The following is a 19,001-nucleotide window of genomic DNA, read 5'->3' as shown; positions in this document are numbered from 1 at the left end:
TTTCTGCGGCCCGCCGAAGCGGGCTCGGACCCTCGAGGGAGAGCTTGCATGAAGTCACGTCGCCGGCCGTGGCGCCGGCGCGTCGCGGACTCGGTCGTGGTGCTCCTCGACCGACTCACGGCGAGCCGGCCGTGGGTGGTGTTGCACTCGTCCCCGGATCTGGACGACAGCACGGTAGCCCTCCTGCGGGGTGCTCCGAGGCAGATCGAGATGATCGTGCTCGCCGAGGATCCCGGTGCCGCCCGCAGCCGCGTCGCGGCGCTGGGGCTCGACGTGCGCATCGTGTCGCGGCGCTCGGTGCGCGGCATGCTGAGCTACCTGCGCTCACGGGTCGTGGTGACCACGCACGGGGTCTTCGGTGCGCGGCCGCGGCCGCGCGGCAAGCAGGTCGTGGGGCTGTGGCACGGCGAGTTCGGCAAGCTCATCGGCACCTTCACCGGCGAGGCGCCGCGGCACTTCGACTGGGTGCCGGTCTCGAGCACCCTCTCGCGCACCTCGCGGGTGGCGGAGTTCGCGATCGACCCCGACCGGGTGCACGTGGTCGGCAGTCCGCGTCAGGCGCTGTTGCGGGGCCGAGAGGCGGTGCGGGCGAGGCTGGGCGTGAGCGGCCCGCTGGTCGTCTACGCCCCCACCTACCGTTCGGCGGTGCGCGGCATGCCCCGCGCGGACGGCGACGAGGCCCGGCTCGCGGCCGAGCAACCGTGGCAGCGGGCCGACCTGCGGCAGCTGTTGGCCGACTCCGGTGCCACCGTGTGGGTGCGGCCGCACCCGTCGGCCGACCAGGCGTCCTTGCCGTCCGGCCCCGGGGTCGAGCTGGCGCGCAACCCCGACCTGGAGCGGCTCGGCGTCACCTTCTACGAGTTGCTGGCCGCGGCCGACTGCTTCGTCACCGACTACTCCTCGCTGTGGGTCGACTTCGTGCTCGTCGATCGTCCGCTGCTCGCGTTCTGCCCCGATCTGGAGTCCTTCCGCGCCGACCGGGGCCTGGCGCTGGAGCCACACGAGGCCTGGTTCCCCGGCCCCGTGCTCACGACGGGTGACGACCTGGTCGCCGCGCTGGCCGAGGCACTGGCCGGGGCCGACCCGCACGCCGAGCGCCGCACCCGCACCCGTGCCCTGCTGCACGCCGACGTGGCCGGTGAGCCCGTCGCCGCCACCTGGGCGTACGTGTCATGGGTGCTCGGGCACCTGCCCACCGGCGGCGCGGCGTAGCACCGCCAGGGTCTCGGCCAGGCACCGGTCCCACGTGAAGTGCGCGGCCCGCTCGCGGCCCAGCGCCACCAGGCGCTCCCGCTCGGCCGGGTCGTCGAGCAGGTGCCGGGCGCCGGCCGCGATGGAGGGCAGGTCGTGCGGGTCGCAGTAGACCGCGGCGTCCGCGCACCGCTCGCGCAGGGCCGGTATCTCCGAGACCACGACGGGGCACCCGTGGGCCATGGCCTCGACCGGCGGCAGGCCCGAGGCCTCGTGGAACGAGGGGAACAGCATGAGGGCGGCGTGCTCGTAGTGGGCGGCCAAGGCGGCGTCGCTGACCGGCCCGGTGACGTGCACGCGCGGGTGCTCGGTGCCGAGGTCGACGGCGGCGTACGCCTCGGGTGCGGGGCCGACGAACACGGCATGCAGGTCGGGGCGCTCCTCGAGCAGGGTGCGCACCGTCGCGGCGACACCGGCCACGTTCTTGCGCGCGTTCAGCGCCCCGACGAAGAGCAGGTAGGGCGCGTCGGGCGGGGCGGGGTCGTGCGGCTCGGGTGGGCCCCCGGGCCCGCCGATGCCGCCGTTGGCCACGGCGACCAGGCGATCGGCGGCTGTGGGGAAGTGCTCGAGCATGCGGGCGCGCTCGGTCTGCGAGACGGTGAGGACCGCGTCGGCGTGCCGCAGCACCTGGGGCACGAGCACCTCGTAGAGGGTGCGGAAGGCTCGCGAGACGGTCTCGGGATGGTAGCGGAACGCGAGGTCGTGCACGGTCACCACCGTGCAAGTGCGTCCGCGCAGGGACGCCACGGGGGCCACGTTGCCGGGGCAGAACAGCACGTCGTGGCCGCGGGCGTGCCGGGGCAGGTCGAGCTGCTCCCAGGCGTGGCCCTGGCGTCGTCCGACCTCGCGGAGGCTCAGGTGGCGATAGGCGGGCCGGGGAGCAGCGGCCCGGAGAGGTGGGCACAGCACGGTGACCTCGAGGTCGGTCGCGACCGGGTCACCGGCCTCGAGGGCGGCGTCGAGGGTGGCGCACAGCTCGCGGGCGTAGCGCTGCACGCCGGTGAGCGGCTGGGTGAGGAAGCGGCCGTCGATGGCGAGCCTCACTCGGATCCGCCCTCCGCCGCGCCGGTGAGCTGGTCGTAGATCGCGGTGGCGGCCCCCTGCATGCCCCGGGGCACGGGGTGCCAGGGCGCGGAGCCGTCGGCGCCGGCCTCGACCCCTGACATCCACGGCTTGCGGGAGCAGATGTCGTGACCGGCGCTGGCCGGTCGCAGGTCGACGAAGCGCACGCCCTCGTTGCGCGCGGCACCGGCGAGCCCGTCGTCGACGGCGTCGACGACCTGGGCGGCCCAGGTGACGTCGCCGCGGGCGAAGGGCAGCGCGGCGCAGGTGCCGTGGGTCGGGAAGATCGCGGGATAGCCCACGACCACGACCTGGGCGCGCGGCGATCGTTCGCGGATGGCCCGGATGACGGCCGAGACCCGGGTGACGAGCCGGTCGGTCTGCTGCACCAGGGCCGCACCGCCGGCGCCGGCGAGCTGGGTCTGGCAGGGGTGCCCGCGGGGGTCGGTGTCGGCGACCTCGGGGCAGGTGGTGACGAGGGCGTTGAAGACGTTGTCGTCGTTGCCTCCGACGCTCACCGTGACGAGGTCGGTGTCGTCGTCGAGAGCGTCGGCCTGCGGGGCCACGGTGCCGGTGGAGCGCGTCTGGTCGCCGGTGATGTCGACGGTGCGCGCGCCGGAGCACGTGACGTCGACGAACGACGCGGTGCTGAGTCGCTTCGCGAGCAGGGAGGGGTAGTTCGACGACGACCGCGCGCACGTCGCGTCGACCTGCTGCGGCAGCCCGGGCCCGGCGCTGTAGGAGTCGCCGAGAGCCACGTAGCGCAGCCGGCCGTTCAGTTGAGCCCGGCTCAGGGGCGCCGACACGTCGGAGACCTGGGGTGCGGCGACCGGCGTGGGGTCGGCGCTGAGGTAGCGCTCGAGCAGCAGCGTGCCGCCGACCAGCAGCGCGATCATGAGGACGACGAGCCCGGCCACGAAGGCGGCGCTGCGCAGGTGGTCGCGTCGTGACGCGACGCGCGTGCGTTCCACCGGCACCGGTCAGGCTCCTCTCCGCGGCCGTGGCCCACGCGACGGCAGGAGGATGGTGTCACGCCGCGGCGGGCGTAGGTGTGAGAACGCTGAGTCCCCGAGCGGGCGTCCACTATGCGGAATGCCGTCTCACCCAACGAGATGAACGAGGCGTCTTCGGGGTGCCGGGCTAGCGTGGCGTCCATGTCCACGACCTGGCTCACCAAGCGACGCGCGGTCGACCACTGCCGTACCCGCTCGGCGCTGTGTCGTCTCTCCTGAGTCACGCCTGCCGACTCGCCCGCCCTCGCTCGTCTCGAGTGCTGCCGGTGGTTGAGCCGGACGAGCCGCTGGGCGAGGCCGCGTCGAAACCCCGCAACCGCCGGTGGTTGAGCCGGACGAGCCGCTGGGCGAGGCCGCGTCGAAACCCCGCAACCGCCGGTGGTTGAGCCGGACGAGCCGCTGGGCGAGGCCGCGTCGAAACCCCGCAACTACCGGTGGTTGAGCCGGACGAGCCGCTGGGCGAGGCCGCGTCGAAACCCCGCAACTACCGGTGGTTGAGCCGGATGAGCCGCTGGGCGAGGCCGCGTCGAAACCCCGCAACCGAACGAACAACCCCCACCCACACCAAACCCGAAGGAACACCGATGTCCCGAGAGAACGTGCTCGTCTCCGCTCAGTGGGTCGAGGACCACCTGGACGACCCGAAGGTCGTGCTGGTGGAGGTCGACGAAGACACCAGCGCCTACGACAAGGGCCACATCGCCGGCGCCATCAAGCTCGACTGGACCACCGATCTCCAAGACCAGGTGCGTCGCGACTTCGTGAACAAGGCCCAGTTCGAGGCGCTGCTCTCGGCCAAGGGCGTCGGCAACGACGACACCGTCGTGCTCTACGGCGGCAACAACAACTGGTTCGCCGCCTACGCCTACTGGTACTTCACCCTCTATGGCCACGCCGACGTCAAGCTGCTCGACGGCGGCCGCAAGAAGTGGGAACTCGACTCCCGCGAGCTGACCGACGAGGTGCCCTCCCGCGGGGCCACCACCTACTCCGCGAGCGAGCAGGACGCCTCGATCCGCGCCTACCGCGACGAGGTCGTCGCCGCGATCGGCACCCAGAACCTGGTCGACGTGCGCAGCCCCGACGAGTACGCCGGCCGGCTGCTCGCCCCGGCCCACCTCCCGCAGGAGCAGGCCCAGCGCGCGGGCCACATCCCCACCGCGGTGAGCGTGCCGTGGAGCAAGGCCGCGAACGACGACGGCACCTTCAAGTCCGACGAGCAGCTCAAGGAGATCTACTCCGAGGCCGGCGTCGACTGGAGCAAGGACACCATCGCCTACTGCCGCATCGGCGAGCGCTCGAGCCACACGTGGTTCGTGCTCAAGGAGCTGCTCGGGCAGAGCAACGTGAAGAACTACGACGGCTCCTGGACCGAGTACGGCTCGCTGGTGGGCGTGCCCGTCACCCTCGGCGACGAGCGCGGGGAGGCCTGAGTATGTGTGGAGCAACCGAGGGCGGCCTCTCCCTCGACGGCGTCAACGTCGCCAAGGAGGCGGTCGTGCAGGGTCAGGTGCTGCGCGCCGGTGAGCCCGTGCCGAACGCCTACGTGCGCCTGCTCGACCGCACCGGCGAGTTCACCGCCGAGGTGCCCACCTCGGCCACCGGCCACTTCCGGTTCTTCGCCGGCGACGGTCAGTGGACCCTGCGCACCCTCGCCCCGAAGGCCGACCCCGTCGACCGCGAGGTGCACGCCCAGGTCGGCCAGGTCGCCGAGGTGAGCATCAGCGTGGGCTGAGCACGCCACGTGCCTCCTGTGAGGGCCCCGGATGCGACGAGCGTTCGGGGCCCTCGTGCGTGCCGAACCGCATGCCGGAGGCACGAAATCTCCACTCCCGTGTAACGGGAAGGTTTCGTGAGCGGCGCTGCGGTGAACTCGTGGGGTGAATCAGGTCCAAATGCCGGATTCGGCTTGGCAAAGGGTTGCGCCCTGTGATCAAGTACTCGTGAACCAGTACACAACCGGCGCTCAGCGCCACATGGGAGTCTCGATGAAGAAGCTGATCGTCGGCCTGCTGATGGCCGCCCTGGCCTCGTTCGGCCTGGTAGCCACCACCAGTACCTCGGCTCAGGCCGCCTGCACCGGCGGGTACTCGGACTGCACGCCGACCACGCTGCAGTTCAAGGCCATCAAGCAGCCCCGCAAGGGCAAGGTGAAGTTCAAGTTCAAGGTGACCGCCGAGGACGGCGCGATGCCGGCCGGTCGGATCACGGTGACCTGCTTCAACCTCAAGTACAACACGACGTACAACTACACGTTCAACTACAGCGGCTCGAACGGCTTCGAGAAGAAGAGCCGCCTCGGATTCCGTTCCGGCAAGACGGTGTGCATCGCCAACTACACGCCCGAGTCTTCTGAGTACGGCACCTCGGCCAACTCCGACAACGTGAACCCGAACGGTCGCAACCACTTCAACAAGCGCAACCGCTGACCTGACGTTCTGCTCACGAGGCGGGCCCCGCTGGGGTCCGCCTCGTGGCATGTCCGGGCGAGGTACGAGGCTCCGATCAGGCGAGCCCTGCCGCGCACGCCGCCCCTTTGACTCGTAGGGTTCACGCATGGTCTCTCGTCGCCCGTGGCGCATCGGGCTGCTCGTGCTGGCTGTCCTCGTCGTGGCTGCGGTGCTCTGGTACGCCTACCTCACGGTGCGCGTCGTCGGAGATCTCAACGCAGCGGTGGGTGACGCCCGCTCGGCGCGTTCCGCGCTCGAGAACGGTGACACCGAGAAGGCCAAGCCCTACCTCGACGACCTGGCCGACCGCAGCACCAGCGCGGCGAAGCGAACCGACGGTGTCTCGTGGGGTCTGCTGACGCACCTCCCGGTGATCGGTGACGACGCCCGCGGCGTGCGCACCGTCAGTGGCGTCGTCTCGGATCTCTCCGGCACCGGCATCGACCAGCTGCTCCAAGCGGCGGACTCGATCGACGACCTCGCGCCGAAGAACGGGCGCATCGACCTGGCCACCGTCAAGCAGTTGCAGCGGCCCATCGGCACGGCTGCCGCGGCCATGGCCCAGGCCGACGATCAGCTGAGCGCGGAGGACTCCTCGGGCTTCGTCGGCCGGTTCAAGACCCAGTACGACGACCTCGCCAGCGAGGTCGGCACCGCCGACCGAGCGCTGAGCGCGGCCGACAAGGCCGTCACGGTCATGCCCTCGATGCTCGGAGCAGACGGGCCGAAGGAGTACCTGCTCGTCTTCCAGAACAACGCCGAGATCCGCGCGACGGGGGGCCTTCCCGGCTCGGCTGCCCTACTCCGAGCCGACGACGGCAAGGTCCAACTCGTCCGGCAGGTTGCCGGCAACAGCTTCGGCGAGCGACCGTCGCCGGTGCTCTCCCTCTCGCCCGGCGAGAAGAGCCTCTACACCGAGAAGTTGGGCACCTACTTCCTCGACGCCAACTTCACGCCCGACTTCCAGCGTGCGGCTCAGTTGTGGACGGCTCGCTGGGAGGAGCGCTACCCCTCCGACCAGCTCGATGGAGTCATGACGCTCGACACGGTCGCACTCTCCTACCTGATGCGCGGCATGCAGCCCGTGACCGTGCAGGGGGTGCAGCTGACCTCCGACAACATCGTTGACGAACTCCTCCACCAGGTGTACCTGCGGTTCGAGGATCCCGCCAAGCAGGATGCCTTCTTCCAGCAGGCGGCCCAGCAGGTCTTCTCCACCGCTACGTCAGGCTCCGTGGAACCCCGCAAACTTCTCCCCGCGCTGCGCGACGCCGCCGACCAGGGTCGAGCGCTCGTCGCCGTCGACGACAAGGAGGTGGCTGCCGAGCTCGAGGGCACGGCCGTGCTGGGTCGATCCCTGACGAGCGAGGCCGATGCCGGCACCTATTTCGTGGGCATCAACGACGGTCAGGCCGACAAGCTCTCCTACTATCTGCGCTACTCCGCCCGGCTCGACGCGACGTACTGCAGCGACGACACCCAGGCCGGCACCATGCACCTCCAGCTGCGATCGACAGCACCCAAGTCCGTTGCGACGCAGCCGCGGTACATCGTCGGCGAGGCGCCTCCCGGCTACCCGCAGGGCACCCAGATCCTCACCGTGCGTCTCTACACCCCGCCCGGCGGCCGCTTCGGTGACGCCCAGCTCAACGGCGCTCCCACCCAGATCAAGTACCAGCAGTTCGGCGACCGGGTGGTGGGCACGGTTTTCGTCCCTATCCAGCCCGGCACGACGTCCGACCTCGTACTCCGCACCACCGCTCCGGCCAATGGCGCCACCGGCGTCTGGAGCACGCCCAGCATCGACGGGTCCGGGGGCTACACCGCCGCGAGGTCGAGCTGTGGCTGACACCGATCGCATCACCACCATCCAGCACCGGAGGACGACGTGGAGCTGAAGGACTACTTGCGGATCATCCGGCGGCGCTGGCTGCTCATCGCGGTCACCGTGTTGGTCGTGGTCGGCGCCGGGGCGGCTTTCACGTTCCTCTCGACGCCGCAGTACACCTCGAGCGCGAGTCTCTTCGTCACCACCAGCACCGGTGGCGACGACTCCACGGCGAGCAGCGCCTACCAGGGTGGGCTCTTCTCCCAGCAGCGCGTGCAGTCCTACGCCGATCTGGTCACGAAGGACCAACTCGCCAATACGGTCATCTCTGATCTCGGGCTCGACGAGACTTCTGGTCAGATCATCGGCGAGGTGAGCGCCACGGTCGTCCCGGAGACGGTCGTGCTGGAGATCACCGCCACCGATCCGTCACCGGCCCAGGCGCAGGCCATCGCACAGGCCTACGCGGAATCACTCAGCGACCTCATTCGTCAGTTGGAGACCCCGCCGGGCAAGACGACGGCACCGATCAAGGCCACGGTCGTCGACGATGCAGCTCTCCCGACGGCCCCCTCGTCTCCCCAGCCCGTCCGCAACCTGGGTCTCGCCGTCGTGCTCGGCCTGCTGCTGGGCGTCGGGCTGGCCGTGCTCCGCGAGGTGCTCGACACCACGGTGAAGACGCCGGAGGATCTCGAGGCGCTGTCGTCCACGCTGCTCGGTCGCGTTCCCTTCGACAGCAGCGCCAAGAAGAGTGGCCTGGTGACGGCCCTGCCGTCGCATGCTCCCCGGGTCGAGGCTTTCCGGGTGCTGCGCACCAACCTGCAGTTCGTCGACGTTGACGCGCAGAACAAGGTCTACGTCGTCACCTCCGCTCTGCCTAGCGAGGGCAAGACGTCGACGTCCATCAACCTGGCACTGACCCTGGCCAGTGCCGGGGCGCGCACGCTGCTGATAGAGGGCGACCTGCGTCGGCCCAAGGCGTCGGCGCAGTTGGGCATCGACAACGCCATCGGCGTCACGACGGCGCTGCTGGGTCGCGTGGGTTGGAAGGACGCCGTGCAACGCCACGAGGAGAGCGGGCTCGACGTGCTCCCCAGCGGGGCCATCCCGCCGAATCCGGCGGAGCTCATCCAGTCCCACGCCATGGCGACCTTGCTGACCGAGGTGCGCGCGACCTACGACGTCGTCATCTTCGACGCGCCGCCGCTGCTCCCCGTGGTCGACGCTGCCTTGATCGCCAGCCAGGTCGACGGCGCGATCGTGGTCGCGAAGTTCGGCGGCACGACTCGCGACCAGCTCGAAGAGGCAGCCGACCGGCTGGAGGGAGTGGGGGCCCACATCAGCGGAGCAGTGCTCAACATGACACCGGCCAACGCACGCCGTGGTGGCTACGGCTATGGATACGGATATGGCTACGCCCCCGATGCTCCCGAGCCTCGCCGCAAGAAGAGCAAGTCCTCCGACGCCTGAACCCGCCAACGACCGGTGGTCGAGCTTCCTTGAGACCCGGCGAGGTGGAAGCCGACGCCCATGGGCCGAAGGCTAAGCACTACGCGGGTGGTTGAGCCGTGAGGAGCGCTAGCGGCGAGCGCGTCGAACTCCCGTGATCCGAGGGGCGACCTCATCCGAGACCCCCACCCCGCCGGTGGTTAAGCCGGCGGATGCCGAAGGCAGGCCCTACGCCGGTGGTTGAGCCACCTCCGCCTGTGGTTGAGCCGCAAGGAGCGCTAGCGACGAGCGAGTCGAAACCCAGTGAGCCGCAAGGCAACCTTCCGCGAAGGCCGGGAGGCGCCTACTTCACGTGGTCGATGCTGTAGACCACGCCGGCCTGGTCGCTCTGCTGGGTCGCCTTGAGCACGATCACGCCCTTGCCGTTGCGCAGCAACTGCGGCGCCTCGCCGGCGCTGTCGACCGTCGTCTTGGCCACCCACCCCTCGGCCTTGAGCTTCTTGATGGCGTCGTCGAGGGCCGCCGCCGGGGTGGCGTTCACGGTGATCAGTACGGTCCAGTCGGGCTCTTTGGGGGCTGTCTTGTGTACGACCGAACCCAGGTTCCCGTCGAGCAGTGGCACGGCCTCGCGTGGAAAGTCGGCAGGCAACCCGTCCTCGCCGTTGGGTGAGGCGGAGTCGCTGATGAAGTCGGACGGGATGGCCGAGGCGGAGGAGTCAGCCTTACCCGGCTCGTCGTCGGAGCTGCACCCGCTGAGCACACCTCCCGCCAGCAGCGCGATCGAGGCGAGTGCCGGGCCGGTGCGTCGCAGACTCATGCCGTCCATTGAACACGACTCTCTGACGGGGCCATAGGTGGCCGGGTGGCGCGTCAGTTGGCCGGCGATCGCCCGTAGTCGTCCTCGAGTCGGCAGATGTCGTCCTCGCCGGTGTAGGAGCCACGCTGCACTTCGACGATCACGAGCAGGTCGTCGTGCATGTTGGTGATGCGGTGCGCCTGGCCGACGGCCACGTCGATGCACTGCCCAGGGGTCGCGACGACGGTCTCGCCGTCGATGACGGCCGTGCACGTGCCGTGTACGACGACCCACGTCTCGGCCCGGTGCTCGTGGGTCTGGTAGCTCAGGCGTTGCCCGGCGTTGACCTCGATCCGCTTGACCTTGAAGCCGTCGCCCTCGTCGAGCACATGCCACTCGCCCCACGGCCGGATCTCGAAATCGGCGCTCACGTCTGACCCCCGTGCGTGTTGCCTCGGCAAAGAACTGGCATCACGCTAGCCGGGATCGGGCCGACACGCCTTCGGGACTAGACGAGTGAGCCGCATCACTGCGCGTCTCAGCGTCGGCGCAGCCCCCGGATCGCGGGTCGCACGTCGACGATGTAGACGATGGCGGCGATGGCGAAGGCCAGAGTGAGGAGGTCGACGAGGCCGCCCAGAATCAGCTGCACGGCCAGGCCGATGCCGAGGATCGTGCACCAGGCCGGCTTGGTGAGCTTGCCGGCGGCCTCGTACTCGGGGTTGGAGTGCAACAGCGCGTCGACGAAGGCGAACAGCTTGAGCACCACCAGAGCGAAACCCACGACGAGGTAGAAGCCGTTGTCGAAGGCTGCGGTGTTGAGCATGGGCGAGATCCTACGGTGAGACGTCGGCGCGCCCGGACGCGCCAAACACGACTAAGCCTGTCAAGATACTGGAGTGAGCATGTCCCCGGCCGTTCCACAGCACTGCCCGAGCCCGCGTGAGCTCGACGACCTCGAGCTGCTCACGAGCGGGGCGCTCGCGCCGCTGACGCGCTTCGACGAGCCGGGCTCACCGATCACGCTCACGCTGCCCGACGACGTCCGGCTCGCCGCCGTGGAGGCGGGTGCCGTCGAGATCGTGGACCCCGAGGGCCTCCCCTTGGCGCGGGTCGCCGTGCCCGGGGGTGGGATCGAGGCTCTCACCCATGCGCAGTACGGCCCGTTCCGCGACCACTACCTCACTCCCGCCCAGGTGCGCGAGGCGTACCCGGGTCGCACGTTCGTGCCGGTCGCGGGCCCGATCACCTCGTCGCAGCTCGAGGAACTGTCGAGCCGGGGCTCGCTCGCCCTGGTCGCCCTCGTCGGCGCGGGCACGCCGTCGTTGAGCCCGGTCGCTCTGCTGCGGGCCACGCGGCTCGCGGCGGCGAGGCTCCCGGACGCCGTGGTCGTCGCCGTCCCGCTCGCGACGCACGGCGATGCCGACGCCGACCACGCGCTGGGTGTGCAGGTGCTGGCCACCTACGCGGGCGCCGATCCCGTCTACGCGCTAGCGGAGACCGAGGACGACGAGTTCCCCGACGACATCGCCGCCGTCATCGACTTCGACCAGCCGCCGGCCGACGAGCGTGGCCTGGTGCTCTTCTTCACGGGTCTCTCCGGCTCGGGCAAGTCCACCCTGGCTCGAGCTCTCATGGACCGGATCCTCGAGCAGGGCACCCGCACCATCACCTCCCTCGACGGCGACGTCGTGCGCCGCAACCTCTCCGCGGGCCTGACCTTCTCGAAGGAGGACCGGGAGACCAACATCCGCCGCATCGGCTGGGTGGCCGCCGAGATCTCGCGCCATGGCGGCCTGGCCGTGTGCAGCCCGATCGCACCCTTCGCCGAGACCCGCGACCAGGTGCGCGCCATGGTCGACGAGGCCGGGGGAGCGTTCTTCCTGGTGCACGTCGCCACCCCGCTGGAGGAGTGCGAGCGCCGCGATCGCAAGGGCCTCTACGCCAAGGCTCGCCGCGGCGAGATCCCGGAGTTCACGGGCATCTCCTCGCCCTACGAGATCCCCACCGATGCCGGCGTGGTCGTCGACACCACCGGCCGCACCATCGACGACGCCCTCGACGATGTCGTCCAGGCCCTGAAGACCTCCGGCTACCTCGACCTATCGGTGGTCGAGCCAAACCCACCGGTGGTTGAGCCGGGAGGAGCGCCAGCGACCCCGTCTTCGGTGGTTGAGCCGGGAGGAGCGCCAGCGACCCCGTCTTCGGTGGTTGAGCCGGGAGGAGCGCCAGCGACCCCGTCTTCGGTGGTTGAGCCTGGAGGAGCGCCAGCGACGACCGTGTCGAAACCCGCCGATCTCACAGCAAACCCCACCCCAGAACCCACGCAGGGCGCCGCACCGGTGGTTGAGCCGCCGGATGCCGAAGGCGAAGGCGTGTCGAAACCCCTCAACGTCCTCTTCGTCTGCACCGCCAACATCTGCCGCAGCCCCTTCATGCAGCTGGCCGCTGAGCACCACGCGGCAGGCGACCCGACGCTCGCCTTCGACAGCGCCGGCACCCACGGCTTCCGCGCCCACGAGATGGACGGCGTCATGGCTGCCACGCTCACCCCTCGCGGCATCAGCGGCGTCGAAGCCTTCAAGAGCAAGCCGCTGACCCGGGACCACCTGGCCTGGGCCGACGTCGTGCTGGTGGCGGAGAACGATCACCGCAGCTTCATCCTCAGCGAATACCCCGAGGTCTTCCGCAAGGTCTTCACTCTCGGGCAGTTCGCCGCCGCCTCCGCCGAGCACGACCTCCGCGGGGCAGACCTCCTCCACGATCTCGGCCAGACTCGCGGTGTCGCCGACCCGGCGCTCGACGTCGCCGACCCCTACCGCCGCGGCGACGAGGCCGCCGAAGCAGCCGCCACTCAGATCGACACTCTCGTCCAGCAGGTCGTGAGTGCTCTCTCCTCGCACCATCTCTTTGGCAAGGAGGCCTAGATGGCCGACCTCATCACCCTCACCGCCCTCTCGATCCTGGTCGCCGGCTTTCTCGTCGGCATCGTCGTCGGCCTGACCGGCATGGGTGGGGGAGCGCTGATGACCCCCGCACTCATCTTCCTGGGCGTGGGCAGCGGCGAGGCGGCGACGATCGTCACCGCCGACCTCACCGCCGCCGCGGTCTATAAGACCGGCGGGGCGGCGATGCATGCGAAGGAGGGCTCGCCGAACTTCAAGCTGGCCGGCTGGCTGATCGCGGGCTCCGTGCCCATGGCCTTCCTCGGGCCCTGGCTGGTCAATCACTTCACCTCCGACCCCGAAGAACTCGACAACGTGCTCAAGCTGAGCATCGGCTTCGCCCTGCTCTTCGCGGCGGCCACCTATGCGGCCCGGCTCTACCTGAACCTGCGCCGCGTACGGTCCGGAGGAGACCCGGGTGACCCCAATCCGAAGATCCGCCCGATCCCGACTCTCCTGGTGGGCATGCTCGGCGGTCTGCTCGTCGGTGTGACCAGCGTCGGGTCCGGCTCGGTCATCATGATCGCCCTGCTCATGCTCTACCCCGGCCTCTCGGCCGTGAAGCTGGTCGGCACCGACCTGGTGCAGGCCGTGCCGCTCGTGCTGGCCGCGGCCATCTCGAACATCGCGATTCACGGGCTGGACTGGTCGATCGCGATCCCGCTTACCGTCGGCTCCGTGCCGGGAACGCTGCTAGGGGCGCGGATCGCTCCGAAGGTGCCGCAATCCATCATCCGTCGCGGCATCGTCGTGGTGCTGACCATGTCTGGGGTGGCCTTGCTCGACAAGGCGGGATGGGCACCGTTGGGCAAAGACTCAACGCACCCAGTGGTGGTGGCACTAGTTGGGCTCGCGATGATCGTACTCGTCCCGTTGATCTGGGGCATGTTGCGTCGCCAGCAAGGGCTGCCGTTTATGGGACGCCCGACCCTTCGGGAGCTTGACACTTGGAACTACGCGTCCCCTCCGAAGGTTGGGGGAAACACCACGTCGTCAGCACAAATTCACCGTGACAGCGATGTTTGATTGCTGGCGGACCGGTCCTGGATGACAACGACATGGCCTTCCCCCACAGACGGCCCAACGAGGCGGCTCCGCTGGAACACGCTGTAGCCTTCTCTCATGCCTGGCTACTTCTGCGACGTACCCGTCTTTGTGGGGGATCCAGACTCCGCCGTTAGATTAGTGATAGATAAAGATGCCCCGAACACATTTCGACTGATCAATTCCGGAACCTTCTATAGCGCTTCAAGCGACCCCGCCTATTGGACTATCTTGCAGGCGCGCGGGATCAACCTCCCGGACGGCTCCCCGCTGGCGTGGTATCTCCGACGTAAGGGCTACAAGGAGACGCAGCAAGTCCGCGGACCTTGGCTTTTTGAGGCGTGTATGGACCGGGGTCAACTTGAGAGTGTTCGACACTTTTTACTCGGCACGACTGACGAAACCTTAGAGCAGCTGGCTCAAAAACTTTCTGAAAAATATCCGGACGCGAAGATAGTGGGCACCCATGCGCCGCCATTCGGCGAAATGACGTCCGAGAGTCGGAGCGCCCAGGATCTGCTGATCGAGCGGACTGCGCCCGATATAGTATGGGTTGCTCTCGGCACACCAAAGCAAGATCGAGAAGCAGGACGCATTCATGAGCGTCTGGGTGTCACCACGGTTGCGGTCGGCGCAGCCTTCGACTTTTCGGCAGGGACCAAGCGACCCGCCCCGAACCTGCTGATTGCACTCCACTTGGAATGGCTCTTCCGACTGATTTCTGAGCCCCGACGATTGTGGCGTCGGTATCTGATTGGGAACTCAACATTCTTAATGTTGATGGTCCGAGATATTCGGAAGTGGAAACGGTAATGGCTCGGCGCGTCGCAGTGGTCCACAGCTTCTACGACTCTTCCACGCCGAGCGGGGAAAATGAGGTGGTCTTAGATCAGACGAGACTTCTTGAGCGCCAAGGTAATGAGGTTCATCGCGTCTGGCGGCGCACAGACGAGATGTCTGAACGGCCCTTATATATGGCTACCTCTGCTTGGAGGGTCGCCACGGGACGAGACTCTTCCATTCATGACGAACTTCGCGAAATCGATCCTGACGTAGTGCTTTTGCACAATACTTTCCCGAACCTTGGTACAAATTGGCTGCAGACGTACGGGGCACAAACCATCTCGACTTTGCACAACTATCGCACCGTCTGCGCCGCGGGGACGCTCTTTCGAGACGGTCAGCCATGTACCCTGTGTGTCAACACGCGTACCATTAATGCCGTGAAACACGGTTGCTACCGTAGCCGCGCAGCATCTGTGCCACTGGCGATCGCGACACACCGGACGGGATCTCTTCAATCCATCCTGCGACTCTCAAAGCACGTGGTGGTCCTGAACGAGTCAGCGAGGACGTTCTTCGAGCCGCGAACCACTGGAGCCGTCCACCTCATCCCAAACTTCACCCGTCGTATCTCAATCACGACAACGAAGCGGCGGAGGGGGTGGGTCTTTGCAGGTCGCTTAACGCACGAGAAGGGCCTGCGGCAACTTTTAGAGAACTGGCCAAGCGATGAGTTGCTGTCCATCTACGGGGCTGGTTCTCGCGAAGCCGAGTATAAGTCTGTGACCAAGAAGTTGCCCAATGTCACTTGGTGCGGCACTGTGCCTCGCGCGGTCCTGAGGGAAGCACTTGCACGAGCTGAAGGACTACTGGTTCCCAGCTTATGGCAGGAGGGTATCCCAACCGTGGCGATAGAAGCTCTAGCCGTGGGCACGCCGGTCGCATTCGGGCCAGCCGTGACGAGCGCAAACGGCTTTGTCGGGGCTGGTGCAGGAGTTCTGCTGGATCCTTATCGGTCCGAGTCCGTCCGTGCTGCCCTGGGCGACATGAGGCGCAGCGATCGGTCAGCTTGTCTCAAGTATTTCAACCGAATGTTCACTGAGGACGTCTGGCTAGCGAAGATGGGCGCGTTGATGGATTCCATCTAGTCACTTTGCCAACGCGACATCCATGACTAATTGAAATCTCTTGGAACTACACAAGGGCCCGAATTTCTAAGACAAAGGATTGGCGTCTTGAAAATTGCCATTATGCGCAACCATGTTAAGGGCGCTGGGTCGGCTGTTACAGAGTACATCGATACGCTGGCTCAAGAGTTGGCTACGCGGGGGCATGATGTCCGCCTTGTTTGCTGGGAGCCTCCGCGGCCAGGTTCGGGCGCCGCGCGTAACCAGAGCCAGATATTCGGGTTCCGAGTCTGGTTATGGCACCACCGGCGCGGACAACTTGCGAACCTTGCTTTCCTCCTTTTCGCCCTTATACATCTCGCTCGGAACGGAAAGAACTATGATTTTGTCATCACCGTAGATTCCCCTGCGGGTATTCCGATGGTTCCATGGTTGGCCAGACTTTTCGGTCGCCATGGATACAGGTCGGTCAACTGGACCATGGACATATTCCATGCCGCCACGTCTAGCGGATTTGTAGCACGATTGGAAAGGTGGGGGTTGGCAAAGTCGGACGAGCGTGTAACACTAAGTAGTTGCATGGCCGATCGGCTATCAAGCATGGGACTGACATCGACGATAGTCCCTCTGCCCGTGACGGTCCTCTCGGATACCGCAGAGACAAGCGGTGGTACGGATCTATTCTATGGGGGCTACGTGGGTCCTAGAAGCCCACTGAGGGACGTTCTTGCTCACCTGGCGCAGCTGCAGATTCCAGAACCAGGCAGGGGCATCTCGGTGCGCGCGGCCGTAAGTGATTTGGGTGAACTCGACCTAGATCTGCCCGAACACTTTGTGATTTCGGAACGTATGGATCACAGCAGTTATCAAAATGTGGCCGCCTCTGCTGCCGTGCATCTCGTGGTGCTTGCGGCACGGTTTACGGGGACGTCATTGCCGTCGAAAGCATACAGTGCTTGGGCGGCGGGAAAGCCCGTTCTCTTTATTGGCCATTCGGAATGTGAGCTCGCGCGAGATATCAATGAATTTGATTGTGGCTGGTTCGTTCCGTGGGAGAGACTTTCGGACGGTTTGCGGTCATGGAAGCGCGACTACTTGGGAGAACTAGATCGAAAGCGGAGCGGAGCGAAACAGATTGTCAAAGAAAAGCTAAACCGGAATCTTGTAGGCGAGACCTGGGACCAGTTCCTACAACTGCACTGCAAACGCGAGGTCGAATAATTGGCCGCGCGATTGATCGCTTTTGCCGATCAGGCCGTGCTCAGCATCTCGAATTTTCTATTCGTTGTTGCATCGGCCCACCTGCTAGATCCTGAAAGCTTTGGGAAGCTAGTCGTTGGATACTCGGTCTATTTGTTGGGCCTGGGCCTAGTGCGTGCCACGTCTTCTGATGTCGCGCTTTTTGGTCTGCTCGATCGAGCAACTTTGGCATTAGCGCCACTGGCGGTTGGCCCGATCTTTCTGACGGCAGGACTAGGACTTGGCCTTCTGGGCTTCGGGGTCGGGATGACTTTGGCAACCCCTGCACTGGCCGCATGTCTTGGAGCTGCAGGACTAGTGCTGACTCAAGAGGCCGCGCGGGCCAAAATGTACCTTGCCCAAGCGTTCCGATTCCTGCTTATCATCGACCTAATGTGGCTCGTGAGCCAAATTGCGTTCACAACACTACTTATCTTTTTGGGTACCAACCATCTCTATGCCCTACTAGCGGGTTGGTCGCTATCTGCGCTCGTAGCGGGACCGTTAGTGTGCTTACCGACAGTATTCAGGCTGGCGCAAGGTCTACGGTATATGCGATTGGCGTCTCGCGTTTCCCCAGGTCTGATACTTGAATTTGTCGCCAGTCAGGGGATCTCCTACTTGGTCACAATATCTTTGGCAGTCCTGGCATCTGCACAGGCAGCTGGCACCTATCGGCTAGTCTTGACTGTCATGGCCCCGGTGGGGGTGGTCGTTATGGGAATGCAGGTCTTTTACGGTCCGCGCGTTGCGAGGATGAGCCGTCCTCAGCTGTCTCGTCTCGCGCTGCTATTCTCCATGCTAGCTCCGTGTATTGCCGTGTCTGTAATCCTTCTGCCAGGCTCACTGACTCTTCTTCTGCTTGGAGAGAACTGGCGCCACGTGGGAGCGATACTGCTCCTGTTTGTAACGGCCGAGCGGAGCTTTGGTAGCGCCTTGGCGCCAGTGGTATGGCGGTTGCGAGCGGCTGGTCGCGCCGCTTGGTTGGCCAAAAGCCGCCTGGTGACTGGTCCGGTCGGTCTGGTCTCTGCGCTTTTCGGCAGTGCTGCGTTCGGCGCTACGGGAGCGGCGGCGGGCTTCTTGGCTGGTACGGTTCTGATGGCAGCTTGGTCGTCTTCAGCAGCTTTCCGACGACTCTCTTGAATTGATAACCCGGGCCTGCCTTGAGGCCTCGCGGCACCTTATCCGGCTCTTCGCAATCGAGAGTGTGCGGGGTGTCGGTGAGCTGACGGCGCGTCGGTGCCCAGATAGGTGTCGAGGTCTTCCGAGGATGGAAGTTTCTACACACCCATCCGGAAGACCTCGACGTTGCCTGACGCTACCGCCGCGGCGACCCCTTGCGGGTCCGCACGCGCTGACCTGACCACGTTCTGCCGTCTCGATGACCTCGGCCTCGAAGTCGTCGGGCAACGCCTCGAGCCTCAACGTGCGGTTCTGGCTTGCCGTGTCATTGCTGACTCCGACGGCGTGGATGGCTGGTGCCGCGAGTGTGGATGCGAGGGCCGCGTCCACGACACCGTGTTGCGCCGCCTTGCCCACGAGCCGCTGGGCTGGCGACCGACCGTGCTCGAGGTCCGGGTCCGTCGCTACGCCTGTACCGTCTGTCCTGACTTGGGTCACTTGCACTGGTTCTTGAGGTGTGAAGCGCGCTGACCTGCACCGATGTGTCGGCTTAGCCCGGATCGTTCACGATTCCGCAGCGTGATCGGCGCGTAGAAGCACCGAAGTGCCTGCACTGCAGGGGAAACTTGGACTTGCGACGGTTCAAGTAGTCCCAGCAGAGAGGCACTCGGTAGGTGAAGCGTACTTCGTGGTCGGCGGGTCTGTCCGTGACCGGTGATGGTGTCGGCGTGGTGGCCCACGCGGGCAGCGTCGCGACGAGGCTCCTGGCCGACCGGACGGGCCCCACCGGAAACCTCTCGGCGGCGATGGCTCGCCGCAACTTCAACCCGGGCCACGACCGCGGCCGTGTGCTGGGAGACGTCGCGGTGATGCTCGCCGACGGTGGTGAGGC

At 66.6% G+C, this 19,001-nt stretch carries 16 protein-coding genes and 3 pseudogenes; 14 read left to right on the top strand and 5 right to left on the bottom strand.

The genetic code is table 11. From position 1 onward, the window contains the following. Positions 1–48 precede the first annotated feature (48 nt). Positions 49–1,212 carry a CDP-glycerol glycerophosphotransferase family protein gene (locus ISG29_RS12605; RefSeq protein ID WP_194503803.1) on the top strand — a complete coding sequence of 388 codons (1,164 nt, stop codon included), beginning with the start codon at positions 49–51 and terminating at the stop codon, positions 1,210–1,212. Here the strand turns inward: ISG29_RS12605 and ISG29_RS12600 are convergent. Beyond that, on the bottom strand, positions 1,171–2,295 hold the full coding sequence (locus tag ISG29_RS12600; protein WP_194503802.1) for a glycosyltransferase family 4 protein: 1,125 nt from the start codon (positions 2,293–2,295) through the stop codon (positions 1,171–1,173). The two genes, ISG29_RS12605 and ISG29_RS12600, sit on opposite strands and share 42 nt — an antisense overlap. Further along, positions 2,292–3,290 (bottom strand): SGNH/GDSL hydrolase family protein, encoded by a 999-nt coding sequence (locus ISG29_RS12595; protein WP_194503801.1) that lies wholly within the window; start codon positions 3,288–3,290, stop codon positions 2,292–2,294. The genes ISG29_RS12600 and ISG29_RS12595 overlap by 4 nt, the downstream gene beginning before the upstream one ends. 620 nt (positions 3,291–3,910) lie before the next feature. On the opposite strand from ISG29_RS12595, the gene ISG29_RS12590 reads away from it, so the two are divergent. From ISG29_RS12590 to ISG29_RS12570, 5 genes are all read left to right on the top strand, one after another. Continuing rightward, positions 3,911–4,759: a sulfurtransferase gene (locus ISG29_RS12590; RefSeq protein ID WP_194503800.1), complete on the top strand. Its 849-nt coding sequence runs from the start codon at positions 3,911–3,913 to the stop codon at positions 4,757–4,759. A 2-nt stretch (positions 4,760–4,761) separates the two neighbouring features. After that, complete coding sequence (locus ISG29_RS12585) at positions 4,762–5,061, top strand: DUF1416 domain-containing protein (RefSeq protein ID WP_194503799.1); 300 nt, start codon at positions 4,762–4,764, stop codon at positions 5,059–5,061. A 208-nt stretch (positions 5,062–5,269) separates the two neighbouring features. Beyond that, positions 5,270–5,755, top strand: a complete 486-nt coding sequence (locus ISG29_RS12580) for a hypothetical protein (RefSeq protein ID WP_194503798.1) — start codon at positions 5,270–5,272, stop codon at positions 5,753–5,755. A gap of 127 nt (positions 5,756–5,882) precedes the next feature. Then, complete coding sequence (locus tag ISG29_RS12575) at positions 5,883–7,625, top strand: DUF4012 domain-containing protein (protein WP_194503797.1); 1,743 nt, start codon at positions 5,883–5,885, stop codon at positions 7,623–7,625. 39 nt (positions 7,626–7,664) lie between these two features. Beyond that, positions 7,665–9,074 (top strand): polysaccharide biosynthesis tyrosine autokinase, encoded by a 1,410-nt coding sequence (locus ISG29_RS12570; protein ID WP_194503796.1) that lies wholly within the window; start codon positions 7,665–7,667, stop codon positions 9,072–9,074. A gap of 322 nt (positions 9,075–9,396) precedes the next feature. Here ISG29_RS12570 and ISG29_RS12565 read toward each other — a convergent pair whose 3' ends face one another. From ISG29_RS12565 to ISG29_RS12555, 3 genes are all read right to left on the bottom strand, one after another. Then, on the bottom strand, positions 9,397–9,870 hold the full coding sequence (locus ISG29_RS12565; protein ID WP_194503795.1) for a hypothetical protein: 474 nt from the start codon (positions 9,868–9,870) through the stop codon (positions 9,397–9,399). Positions 9,871–9,923: 53 nt separating this feature from the next. Continuing rightward, positions 9,924–10,280 (bottom strand): phosphomannose isomerase type II C-terminal cupin domain, encoded by a 357-nt coding sequence (locus tag ISG29_RS12560; protein WP_194503794.1) that lies wholly within the window; start codon positions 10,278–10,280, stop codon positions 9,924–9,926. A gap of 107 nt (positions 10,281–10,387) precedes the next feature. Then, positions 10,388–10,675, bottom strand: coding sequence for a DUF2516 family protein (locus ISG29_RS12555; protein WP_194503793.1), 288 nt, complete (start codon positions 10,673–10,675; stop codon positions 10,388–10,390). A gap of 79 nt (positions 10,676–10,754) precedes the next feature. On the opposite strand from ISG29_RS12555, the gene cysC reads away from it, so the two are divergent. The 8 genes and pseudogenes from cysC to ISG29_RS12520 form a co-directional block, all read left to right on the top strand. Beyond that, positions 10,755–12,776, top strand: a complete 2,022-nt coding sequence (gene cysC / locus ISG29_RS12550) for an adenylyl-sulfate kinase (RefSeq protein ID WP_194503947.1) — start codon at positions 10,755–10,757, stop codon at positions 12,774–12,776. Next, positions 12,777–13,820, top strand: coding sequence for a sulfite exporter TauE/SafE family protein (locus ISG29_RS12545; protein ID WP_194503792.1), 1,044 nt, complete (start codon positions 12,777–12,779; stop codon positions 13,818–13,820). It abuts the gene before it with no gap. A 96-nt stretch (positions 13,821–13,916) separates the two neighbouring features. Further along, positions 13,917–14,651 carry a WecB/TagA/CpsF family glycosyltransferase gene (locus ISG29_RS12540; protein ID WP_194503791.1) on the top strand — a complete coding sequence of 245 codons (735 nt, stop codon included), beginning with the start codon at positions 13,917–13,919 and terminating at the stop codon, positions 14,649–14,651. Then, positions 14,651–15,769, top strand: a complete 1,119-nt coding sequence (locus ISG29_RS21845) for a glycosyltransferase family 4 protein (protein WP_407940205.1) — start codon at positions 14,651–14,653, stop codon at positions 15,767–15,769. The genes ISG29_RS12540 and ISG29_RS21845 overlap by 1 nt, the downstream gene beginning before the upstream one ends. Positions 15,770–15,871: 102 nt before the next feature. Then, positions 15,872–16,366: pseudogene (locus ISG29_RS21840) on the top strand (glycosyltransferase); the annotation flags it as partial. A gap of 159 nt (positions 16,367–16,525) precedes the next feature. Continuing rightward, positions 16,526–16,969: a glycosyltransferase family protein gene (locus ISG29_RS20930; RefSeq protein WP_235959670.1), complete on the top strand. Its 444-nt coding sequence runs from the start codon at positions 16,526–16,528 to the stop codon at positions 16,967–16,969. A gap of 1,326 nt (positions 16,970–18,295) precedes the next feature. Beyond that, positions 18,296–18,592, top strand: a pseudogene (locus ISG29_RS12525) (ISL3 family transposase); the annotation flags it as partial. 224 nt (positions 18,593–18,816) lie between these two features. Then, positions 18,817–19,001: pseudogene (locus tag ISG29_RS12520) on the top strand (IS1380 family transposase); the annotation flags it as partial.

Origin of the sequence: Nocardioides acrostichi (assembly GCF_015319165.1) — a bacterium.
In the GTDB taxonomy this organism is placed as follows: domain Bacteria; phylum Actinomycetota; class Actinomycetes; order Propionibacteriales; family Nocardioidaceae; genus Nocardioides; species Nocardioides acrostichi.
This window is presented reverse-complemented; position numbering and strand designations above follow the sequence as displayed.

Excerpts from the sequence above, each read along its gene's own strand:
- ISG29_RS12605 (WP_194503803.1), top strand. The coding sequence starts at position 49 with ATGAAGTCACGTCGCCGGCCGTGGCGCCGGCGCGTCGCGGACTCGGTC.
- ISG29_RS12590 (WP_194503800.1), top strand. The coding sequence starts at position 3,911 with ATGTCCCGAGAGAACGTGCTCGTCTCCGCTCAGTGGGTCGAGGACCAC.
- ISG29_RS12585 (WP_194503799.1), top strand. The coding sequence starts at position 4,762 with ATGTGTGGAGCAACCGAGGGCGGCCTCTCCCTCGACGGCGTCAACGTC.
- ISG29_RS12575 (WP_194503797.1), top strand. The coding sequence starts at position 5,883 with ATGGTCTCTCGTCGCCCGTGGCGCATCGGGCTGCTCGTGCTGGCTGTC.
- ISG29_RS12565 (WP_194503795.1), bottom strand. The coding sequence starts at position 9,870 with ATGAGTCTGCGACGCACCGGCCCGGCACTCGCCTCGATCGCGCTGCTG.
- ISG29_RS12555 (WP_194503793.1), bottom strand. The coding sequence starts at position 10,675 with ATGCTCAACACCGCAGCCTTCGACAACGGCTTCTACCTCGTCGTGGGT.
- cysC (WP_194503947.1), top strand. The coding sequence starts at position 10,755 with ATGTCCCCGGCCGTTCCACAGCACTGCCCGAGCCCGCGTGAGCTCGAC.
- ISG29_RS12545 (WP_194503792.1), top strand. The coding sequence starts at position 12,777 with ATGGCCGACCTCATCACCCTCACCGCCCTCTCGATCCTGGTCGCCGGC.
- ISG29_RS12540 (WP_194503791.1), top strand. The coding sequence starts at position 13,917 with ATGCCTGGCTACTTCTGCGACGTACCCGTCTTTGTGGGGGATCCAGAC.
- ISG29_RS21845 (WP_407940205.1), top strand. The coding sequence starts at position 14,651 with ATGGCTCGGCGCGTCGCAGTGGTCCACAGCTTCTACGACTCTTCCACG.